The organism is Mesobacillus foraminis (assembly GCF_004340465.1).
Classification (GTDB): Bacteria; Bacillota; Bacilli; order Bacillales; family Cytobacillaceae; genus Mesobacillus_B; species Mesobacillus_B foraminis.
Map to the genome: position 1 here is coordinate 25577 of NZ_SLVV01000024.1, position 9200 is coordinate 34776.

General features: G+C 35.9%; 12 protein-coding genes and 1 pseudogene. 8 read left to right on the top strand and 5 right to left on the bottom strand.

What is annotated here, in order from left to right; translation table 11 throughout:
- Positions 1-64: 64 nt before the first annotated feature.
- Together EV146_RS26195 and EV146_RS26200 are read left to right on the top strand one after the other, a co-directional pair.
- Complete coding sequence (locus tag EV146_RS26195; protein WP_132011532.1) at positions 65-985, top strand: EamA family transporter; 921 nt, start codon at positions 65-67, stop codon at positions 983-985.
- Between the two features lie 94 nt (positions 986-1079).
- Positions 1080-1371: pseudogene (locus EV146_RS26200) on the top strand (Tn3 family transposase); the annotation flags it as partial.
- A 144-nt stretch (positions 1372-1515) separates the two neighbouring features.
- Here the strand turns inward: EV146_RS26200 and EV146_RS26205 are convergent.
- On the bottom strand, positions 1516-2523 hold the full coding sequence (locus tag EV146_RS26205; RefSeq protein WP_132011533.1) for a DUF3231 family protein: 1008 nt from the start codon (positions 2521-2523) through the stop codon (positions 1516-1518).
- A 290-nt stretch (positions 2524-2813) separates the two neighbouring features.
- Here EV146_RS26205 and EV146_RS27365 point away from each other — a divergent pair, with 290 nt between their 5' ends.
- Both EV146_RS27365 and EV146_RS26210 read left to right on the top strand, forming a co-directional pair.
- Positions 2814-3041 (top strand): type 1 glutamine amidotransferase family protein, encoded by a 228-nt coding sequence (locus EV146_RS27365; protein ID WP_158287230.1) that lies wholly within the window; start codon positions 2814-2816, stop codon positions 3039-3041.
- 192 nt (positions 3042-3233) lie between these two features.
- A complete protein-coding gene (locus EV146_RS26210; protein WP_132011534.1) occupies positions 3234-3686 on the top strand; it encodes a CBO0543 family protein in 453 nt (150 codons plus the stop codon).
- Between the two features lie 242 nt (positions 3687-3928).
- Here the strand turns inward: EV146_RS26210 and EV146_RS27370 are convergent, their stop codons facing one another.
- The 3 genes from EV146_RS27370 to EV146_RS26220 form a co-directional block, all read right to left on the bottom strand.
- A complete protein-coding gene (locus EV146_RS27370; protein WP_158287231.1) occupies positions 3929-4096 on the bottom strand; it encodes a hypothetical protein in 168 nt (55 codons plus the stop codon).
- A gap of 11 nt (positions 4097-4107) precedes the next feature.
- Positions 4108-4689, bottom strand: a complete 582-nt coding sequence (clpP, locus tag EV146_RS26215) for an ATP-dependent Clp endopeptidase proteolytic subunit ClpP (protein ID WP_132011540.1) — start codon at positions 4687-4689, stop codon at positions 4108-4110.
- 433 nt (positions 4690-5122) lie between these two features.
- Positions 5123-5545, bottom strand: coding sequence for a MerR family transcriptional regulator (locus tag EV146_RS26220; protein ID WP_132011535.1), 423 nt, complete (start codon positions 5543-5545; stop codon positions 5123-5125).
- Positions 5546-5778: 233 nt separating this feature from the next.
- On the opposite strand from EV146_RS26220, the gene EV146_RS26225 reads away from it, so the two are divergent.
- Complete coding sequence (locus tag EV146_RS26225) at positions 5779-6135, top strand: DUF4259 domain-containing protein (protein WP_132011536.1); 357 nt, start codon at positions 5779-5781, stop codon at positions 6133-6135.
- Positions 6136-6269: 134 nt separating this feature from the next.
- Positions 6270-6596 carry a hypothetical protein gene (locus tag EV146_RS26230; RefSeq protein ID WP_219916479.1) on the top strand — a complete coding sequence of 109 codons (327 nt, stop codon included), beginning with the start codon at positions 6270-6272 and terminating at the stop codon, positions 6594-6596.
- Between the two features lie 170 nt (positions 6597-6766).
- On the opposite strand, the gene EV146_RS26235 is transcribed toward EV146_RS26230, so the two are convergent.
- The gene (locus EV146_RS26235; RefSeq protein ID WP_132011537.1) at positions 6767-7330 is read right to left on the bottom strand and encodes a cysteine hydrolase family protein; all 564 of its coding nucleotides are present in this window, start codon (positions 7328-7330) and stop codon (positions 6767-6769) included.
- A gap of 119 nt (positions 7331-7449) precedes the next feature.
- On the opposite strand from EV146_RS26235, the gene EV146_RS26240 reads away from it, so the two are divergent.
- Together EV146_RS26240 and EV146_RS26245 are read left to right on the top strand one after the other, a co-directional pair.
- On the top strand, positions 7450-7896 hold the full coding sequence (locus EV146_RS26240) for an Lrp/AsnC family transcriptional regulator (RefSeq protein WP_132011538.1): 447 nt from the start codon (positions 7450-7452) through the stop codon (positions 7894-7896).
- A gap of 168 nt (positions 7897-8064) precedes the next feature.
- Positions 8065-8964: a PhzF family phenazine biosynthesis protein gene (locus tag EV146_RS26245; protein ID WP_132011539.1), complete on the top strand. Its 900-nt coding sequence runs from the start codon at positions 8065-8067 to the stop codon at positions 8962-8964.
- The last annotated feature ends 236 nt before the right edge of the window (positions 8965-9200 follow it).

A 9200-nucleotide genomic window follows, 5' to 3' on the forward strand; every position in this document is an offset into this window, starting at 1 on the left:
TTTCGCCACACAACTGTCATAAGACAATTGTGTGGTTTTTTTGTGTAAAAAAGGAGGGGCAATTTTGAAGAAATGGCATTATGCGTTAATTGTTTTTTTAGGTGGATGTTGTTACGGAATATTATCTACGTTTGTTAAACTAGCTTATTCAGCTGGGTATTCGGTGACAGAGGTAACAGGCGGACAATATTTATTTGGAACCTTGATTACTTGGATACTTGTTTTATTTACAAAAAAGAAAAAGGTTACCCGGAGTCAAACGCTCAAATTACTATTATCCGGCATTCCGTTTGGTTTGACGGGTGCATTTTATTATCAATCATTACAAACACTTAATGCTTCACTGGCAATTATCTTACTTTTTCAATTCGTTTGGATTGGTACACTTTTCGAGGTGATAATTTATAAGAAAAAACCAACTAAAGGGAAGCTTACTTCGATAATTATTCTTTTAGTTGGCTCCGTATTAGCAGGAGGTCTTATTACAGTAGGTGGAATTCATTTATCTTGGCAAGGCACAATTTGGGGACTACTCTCAGCCTTAACATTTGCGACTTTCATTTTTCTTAGCGGTTCAGTCGGGAAAGATACCCCACCTTTATTAAAAAGTGCACTTCTTTCCACAGGTGCTTTATTCGTTGTATTTTTGTTATTTCCACCAATATATTTATTCAATTTACCCGTCTTAGTGGGAGTTGCACCCTATGGATTACTTCTTGGTTTTTTTGGAGTGTTCCTGCCACCTCTATTATATTCAATTGGAATGCCTCATATTGGACCGGGACTTGGCACAATACTTACAGCATCTGAACTTCCAGTAGCTATTTCAATGTCTGCATTAGTTCTGGATGAAAGTGTGGGGTTGTCGCGGTGGATTGGAGTTGTCCTAATATTTGGTGGGATTGTAGTTGGTAATGTCAGGCATTCAAAGGCAAAAACAAATAATGTTTATGTACAAGAAAATTCCAATGCCCATCATATCTAATTTGTGAACCAAAACAAATATGATCCTGTGCGCTGCAAAAAAATATCTGTAAGAAGTGAATTAATCCTTTCTCTTCTTATAAACCAGAGGAAGGAGCTTGGCACGGGCTATTTTCCTTTTGAAAACATGGGGAACTTAGAGAAAGAGCATTACAAGATCAATTACTGCGTGCCAGCGCCTTAAACCTAATTATTAATCTATATGTTTGGAATACCGTGTTTCTATCACAAGTAATTGAATATTTGAAAACAACAGGGAAATATATAGAGGAATTACTTCCTCATATATCTCCTTTGGGATGGGAACATATAAACTTTCTAGGCGAATATTCATTTGTACCTGAGATTTTGAACTCGATACATGCCCTACGTCCACTTAGGATTTAAAAACCCTGATTTTTCTGCTTAACGTATTAGAATCAGGGTTTTACCTTCTCAAAAGTTCCTTACCGTATAATGTGCGTTTTGTCGGCAGGACACCTTCATATAAGGTTAACAAGAGATCTTTGGGATGACTTGTTTAATTCGAACCTAATTTTCCGCCAACTCCTTCCTATTCGGAGCGTGTGGTGGTTCTTCCATCCATCCCCTTTCTATCAAAATGTCGTTGCCCTCCTTCCCATACTGCAATATTTCAGGAATTAGTTTTGAATATTCATTAGCAAGGTCTATTCGTGCTGATGTAGCTAATGCATGACCAATATAGGTTATTCCTTGCGTATTGAGTATAGTCACAAGGTTCATGATGAGTTTTTCTGAAAAAGGGGATACAGTAGAAGTTGACACTTCTGAATTAATCATTACAGTGCCAAGCAAGTCTTCCTTGATTAAAGTATGGTTTAGGAATTGAATTTGTTTTTGTGCTAAGTCTTTTCCTTTTGTCAAAAATTCTTTTATTTGTTCATCTTTCACAACTTGAATAAATCCAGTGAGCAAGACTAAAGCAAAATAGTTCCTTTCAATGTTAAAAAATATTTCAGCTAGTTCAAGAACATTTAGAGGGCGTTTCTTTTCGAACCACTTGGATAAAAATATTTCTTTCTTTTTAACAAATTCAACTTTATCGGGATAAGGGATCATTGTTGGGCGATCGTATATCCCTTTAGAAAGCATTAGATTTACTGATGCATTATAAAGATCAAGTGTGGAAGTTAAACACTTAGAGAAGAAAGATCGAATATCTTCACGGGCAACATTAGAAAGTAGCATACTATAGGTCATCATACCCATACGGCTCATCCCGTAAGCGTAGCTTACAGGAAATAAATCGAAAAACAAAGGTGGAGCTGAAAGATCAATGTCTTCATCGGAAAATCCCTTGGGAATAGGGAAATTTTCCTTTTCAAAAATATTCTTGATCTCCTCAATATGTTTTTGTGATATATCTAATGTTAGTTTAATTATGGGTTTAACATCTTCATTGTTCGACTGTTGCAGGAAATGCTTAGAGAGACAGATAGATAGGCTATCGTTTATATAAGTAGCCCATAATCCTGCAATTTCTGTTGATGATAAACCTACAGTATGTTTTGTATTCATTGAAAATCTCCTCTTAATATTGGATTTTTCTAATTTAAGTATTACTCATACCGAAACAACTTATTCTTCCTTTCATATTGGTATAGAATAAGCGAAAGAAAACAAAAGGAAAATTCCTGGAGAGGTTTGAATGAGAGTGGACAAGCGGGGGAGAAAAAACATTAAGGTTTATTCCCTTCTTTTTCTCAATCTTGTACCGAATTTGTAATATTGTAGAAAGTAATAAGTTCTGTCGGTAAAAAGGTAAACTATAATAAATTGGATAAATAAAGTTTCTACTGACACAGAACTTGTGTTATCTGTGTATAGGGGCTTTAATCCTCGCAAAAACCAATCGTTTAGCTTTTAATGAATTAAGAGAAGCAGCACCTAAATCTTCTGAATGGTTGGAAGAGGTTCGATACGTTGACAATGGGAAGTTTATTTTTTCTGCTGGTGTATCAGCAGGTATAGATGCGTCCTTATATGTTATTGAAAAATTATTTGGGGACGAACGAGATCAAAAACAGCAACAATAATGGAGTATGAATGGAATAAAAATCACTCTAATTCTTAATAAACAAACGGGTGCTTTCCTTAAAGTAAAGGCTGCAAAAAAGCAGCCTTTTTCTTATTCGACTAACGGGGCAGTTTAGAAGAATAATTCATCGAATAAATAATGATAATATGGTTGATATTGTTATTTTTTTAAAAACGAGGTGTTCCTCTTGGTGAAGATTTTTATAGTAACAGTTATATTAGTTCTTTTAGTTGCCCTAAAAATGCCCAGAAAAAGAACTAGGCACGAGTTACTAGCTACAATACAGTTTGCATTGTTAATGAATTTTGTAACTGATTTGTATCTTGATTTAAAGTACAAACTTTACTGGTATTTTGATAAAGAACAAATAGAGTGGCTGTACCTAGCTGTAGCCCTTGGTGAGATTGCTGTACTGGTTATTATTTTTAATTATTTCCCCCTGATATCTAATGCCATTAAGAAATTTGCATATATCTTGGGATGGACATGCGTTCTTGTCTTACTTGAGTTGTATGCAGTTTATATTAAAGTTTTACATTATGGTGAATGGAATATAATCTATTCAGCGGTGGTTTATTTTATTTCAATGTACATCCTTTATTTCGTATTAGACTACACGGCGGATAGAAGAGAAACTCAGTAATAAAGTCGCAATTTCTTCTTAAACTTTCATATTCGTGGAAGTTTACTTCCAAATGTATGAACGGGTGCTTTAGTTGAATAAGTGGGTTCTGTAATCGATGGTATTGATTCATAAATCCGAATTGGGGGATACTTTTTTTTATGAGATACATTCTGTTTGTTTTCGATTTGCCTTTCTTCAACTAAACGGGGCGGTTTGTTTAAGAAGGCAAAGAGGAGGGCTATAAAGCCGCTCCTCTTTAGTTAAATAATTTCCTCATCATTAAACAGGGTAACGGCTCGAATGTTAGCAGTAGATTGTTGTTGCCTAACCATCAACTTTGCCTCTTCCATGTCTTTTGCTTGAACCTGCTGATAAAATACAACACTGGCCAGTTCATACTCAACGGTAAAAGTCTTCGCTTCTATCATACCAATCACTCCTAATGATGGGTTAAAATCTTATCGATTAATCCGTAATCTAACGCTTTTTCTGCCGTTAAAAAGTTATCCCGTTCCGTGTCTCTTTCTATTTTTTCTTTGGGTTGCCCCGTCCGTTCAGCAAGAATGGTGTTTAAATGATCTCTCAGACGTAAGATGCGTTTCGCACTTATCTCAATTTCTGTTGCTTGACCTCTTGCACCTCCCAGAGGCTGGTGGATCATAATCTCACTGTTTGGAAGGGAGTACCGTTTTCCTTTTTCTCCACCTGCAAGTAAAAATGCACCCATCGAAGCTGCCATACCGATACATAAGGTGCTAACTGGAGCGGTGATCAGTTGTATCGTGTCATAGATGGCTAAACCAGCTGTGATAGAACCCCCAGGTGAATTAATATAAATAGATATATCTTTTTCAGGAGAATCAGAATCAAGGAACAGCAACTGAGCAACAATGCTGTTAGCCACTTGGTCATTAATTTCACCTGTTAACATAATGACTCTATCTTTTAAAAGCCGGGAGTAGATGTCATAAGAACGTTCTCCTCGATTCGTTTGTTCAACAACATAAGGGATAAGATTCATTTTTTCTCCTCCTTGTGGTGGCGGGCTTTCCGAGAGAGTTAAAATTTGTGATGCCACTTTTTCATTTATGGAATGACATAAAATTTCTTCTGGATCCACTAGTTGCAAGCGGATCTTATTTTTTACACATTGAAGTACACTTTCATGGTCGGTGTAGGAAGCAATCACTGAAATTTCTGCCTCACGGTTCTGAAGTTTCTGTTCAGCAGTATAGATCTCTATTAATATGTCTAATGGTTGTGAGAGGTTCTCAACAATAATCGAACCAGTCCCTTCAGGTAATCCATTTAAGTTAGGAGCTTTATGTAGTCCTTCTGGCAGAAGAATCTCTACCTGAAGATGATGGATTATCTGTTGAAGAACGGGGCTGAGACTAATACAGAGATGAGTCATACCTTCTTCTATTTCTAGCTGCTGTTTAGATAAAGCTAAATTAACTTCCATGGTTATTTCCCTTTAGCACATTGGAGACAGAATCAATTACTTTTTGTCTAACGTCAGCTGAAAGATGTTTATTGATGGTGATATAAACATCTTCATTTACAATGTGCAAGTGTTGCTGGACAATTCTCTCAGAGTTCAAAAAGGAGAACTGATTGGCAATCTCTTTTATTTCATCAATAGAAAGGTCAGCGAGTGTTTCTTGGATGCTTGCTAGTGTCTCTCCAGTTTTGCTTAATGTAAGGACTGCTCTAAAGTAATATAGATGGTTGTCTGTATAGACTCTTTTGTTCCCATGTAACTCGAGTGGAGGTACCAACTCAAGCTGCGTATAATAGCGAACGGTCCTTAGATTAATGTCAGCACCTTCTTGTATTAATAGGTCTGTAATTTCCTGAGCTGTATAGAAACCCATTTGTAGGTATCCCCCCTTTTCAACATGCGTTACAGTTAACTGTTATAGTTACATTATAGTGTAATGTTCGAGGAATATGCAAAATATATTGTTAAAAATTTACTCTTGTTGATTGTAAAGGGGATCGTTCAAAGGTGGATTCACACCTCTAATTAAAGGGGAGTGGAAGAAGGAAATCCCATCTCTTTATTGAATTATTATAAAAGTAAATTGGAAATTAAGAGGTGTTAGTATTGGGTGCTTGGGGAACTGGATTATTTGATGATGATACGACTTGTGATGTTAGAGATAGTTTTATTGACTACTTGGATGAAGGAAATACAGTCGAAGAAGCTACTCAGTATGTCTTGGAGGAATATTTGGACGAGTTTGATCCAGAAGAGGATCTGGAGGTAATGGCTCTAGTTTATATTGGTCTTTCAGCAATACAAATGGAGAAAAATTGTCTCCAGGATCAAGTTCGTAAAACGGCTATAAATTTAATTGAAAAAGGTGCAGACCTCGAACTATGGGAAGATTCTGACCCTAAAGATTATGATGAACGGAAGAAAGTTTTAAGCGAATTTAAGGCTAAACTAATTAATTTTTGATGCCAATAATTGAAAAGACAGTTGCTTTACTTAAAATAACTGACTGCCAAAATGGCAGTCTTTTTCATATTTTTGTTCTTGAACTATCGGGGCAGGATTGTTTAATAAGAAATCTAATATGGAGGTGTAATCTTATGCCATTAGAACAGGAAGTAATGGGCTTGTTAATTGGTGGATTTTCTATTGTTATGGGGATTGCAATTTTAGTTACTGTGTTCCTTTGGGTGAAAAATAAAAATAATAGTTCGGGATACATCTGGACATTACTGCATTTGCTATTAGTTTCTGTTGCAGTATATTTTGGGTTAAAGGGTATAGCTTTTGACTATAATCATCCAATGGCTTCAGAAGAGATTTCACTCCAGATAGGTATTTCTGGAGTTGTTTGGGCATTGAGTATGATTTGTTTAGTAATAGCATTATTTAACTTTTCGAAAGAGGGAAAGAGTAATGCTTCTTAAACAAACGGGTGCAAAAGTTTAAGAACCGCTGCTGTTCCAGACAGTTCTCTTCATCTTCAACAAAAGGCGCAGTTTAGTTAAATAAGGATACTTATTTATTAGTTTAAACATCAGAAAAAAAGGGAGGCTGTTTTTGAAACAAGCTCCCTTAAATTTGATTAGTTGATCTTTTAGTTCGTGTTAGCGTTTTGTTGCAGGAAATCCTCGGTCGAAATTACATTGGCATACATACCATTAAGTGCGCCAACAAACGCATAATGAACCTGTTCTGCGGGAACGACTTTATCTTGATAAGATAAGTCCCTTGTCGCACACGCATCTTCGATAAGTGTAGTTTCAAAGCCTAGATCGACTGCAGCCCTGACTGTTGCATCAATACACATATGTGTCATCATCCCTGCAACCACTAGCTTGGTTACTCCTTTATCTTTTAATTTACTCTCTAATTCAGTCTTTAAAAAGCTGTTAGGGAAATGTTTTATGATAATGCTTTCATGTTCTAATGGTAGAACAGATTCATTTAGTTTAACTCCCTCCGTGTTCGGCAGAAAGAAGCCTAACCCTGGATCACTTGCGATATGCTGAATATGAAAAATATTATCTTTGTTATTTTGTCTAAACCATTCAAGAACCTTAGCAGCATTAGCGGCTGCTTTTTCAGGGTTGCTTAATTCCATATTACCATTTGGAAAATAGTCATTTTGAATATCGACAAGAATTAAAGCTGTGCTCATTTTCTATCACCTCATTAAAAAATTTAGTACTATTAAATGATAATGAATCTCTTGATTTTTCTCGATACTTTGATGAAACACTTTTATATCAAATCATTTCATGGTGAAAGGAATTTATTATGGAACTTGATAACATTGATTTTCAGATCCTTCGGCTGCTATCCGAAAATTCACGTGTTCAATGGAAGGACTTAGGGAAGCAAATTCATATGACGGGACAGGCAGTAGGGAATCGTATTAAAAAACTTGAGGAAAGTGGTGTAATTAAAACTTACTCTCTAATAGTAGATCAAATGAAAGTAGGACTTTCTTATACAGCATTTGTCATTATTTATATGAAAATAGCAAACCATGAGTCGTTTATACGTTTTATTAATGATCAAAATGAGGTGGTTGAAGCTCACCGAGTATCAGGAGAAGGCTGTTACCATTTAAAAATAAAAGTAAATTCCCAAGAAAAGTTGAATCTTTTACTTAATAAAATTCTCGAATATGGGAACTATACTTTGTATCTATCAATACACGAGATTAAACAAAGTAATCCGTTGAATGCCACATTAGAATAAATGTTTTTGATATATCCTGCTTATATTAAAGGGTGCAAGATTTAAGAACCGGCTGCTGTTCCAGCCGGTTCTTTTATTCATCAACAAAAGAGGTATGTTGAACTATACATTAGAAGGTAATGGTAAAATAGTGGTAAATATCTAAATTTCAAATAAAGGGAATGGGATATGAAGAAGATAACTGTTTATCATTATGATGCGTTCAGCAGAGAACCTCATATGGGAAATCCTGCAGGAGTAGTTTTAAATGGTGATGAATTGACAGATGCGGAAATGCAAGAGATTGCGTTTAAAGTTGGCTTTAATGAGACTGCTTTTCCAGTTAAATCGGATGTAGTGGACCTAAGAATACGATTTTTCACACCCGGTCACGAGATGAATTTATGTGGTCATGCAACAATGGCGACTGTTTATGCGTTAAAAAGTAAAGGGTTACTGGGGGAGAAAACAGAATTAACCATTGAAACAAACGCTGGCATTCTACCAATTAGTATGAACACAGCTGTTGATGGAGAAATACTTATTACGATGAACCAGGCTCCTCCCGAATTCAAGGAATATACAGGTTCAAAAGAAGACTTAGCGAACTCAATAGGATTAAAAGAGTCAGACTTACATGCTGATTTACCGATCCTTTATGGAAGTACAGGTACTTGGACTTTACTAATACCTATAAAACATCTAGAAGCTTTTCAAAAAATGAAACCGAATAATAAGCAGTTTCCTGAAATTTTAAAGGAAATGCCAAAATCATCTGTTCATCCTTTTTGTGTGGAAACGTATGATCCTAATGCGGATATGCACGCTCGGCACTTCTCTTCACCCTATTCAGGAACAATTGAGGATGCAGTAACTGGTACTGCTTCAGGAGTAATGGGGGCTTTTTATGCGAAATACATTAATAATAATTTTATCGGCCCCCTAAATCTTATTGTTGAGCAAGGTCATGAAATAGAAAAAGATGGTCGGGTTGCAGTACAGGTTTCGAAAATTAGTGAATCAGTTGATATACGAATTATTGGAAATGCAGTTTATGTAAAAGAATTCCAAGTTTTATTAGAAAATTAAGAGTTTGTGAATTAACGGGTGCTAGACTCTACGGACCGGCTGCTGTTCCAGGTGGTCTTTTTCTTTTTTGGATAAGGTTTAATTTGTTGAGCATTTATGCAGGTTAAAACGATTAGTTTCCAGAATAAATTACCTAATCTAAAAAGGAGCATTCCTGTTAGAAGGATTTTCGGGGACTTGAAATAAAAAGAGCCCTCTTGGTATGATGCGGGGTGTCAAATCGTGTGGCGAAATGA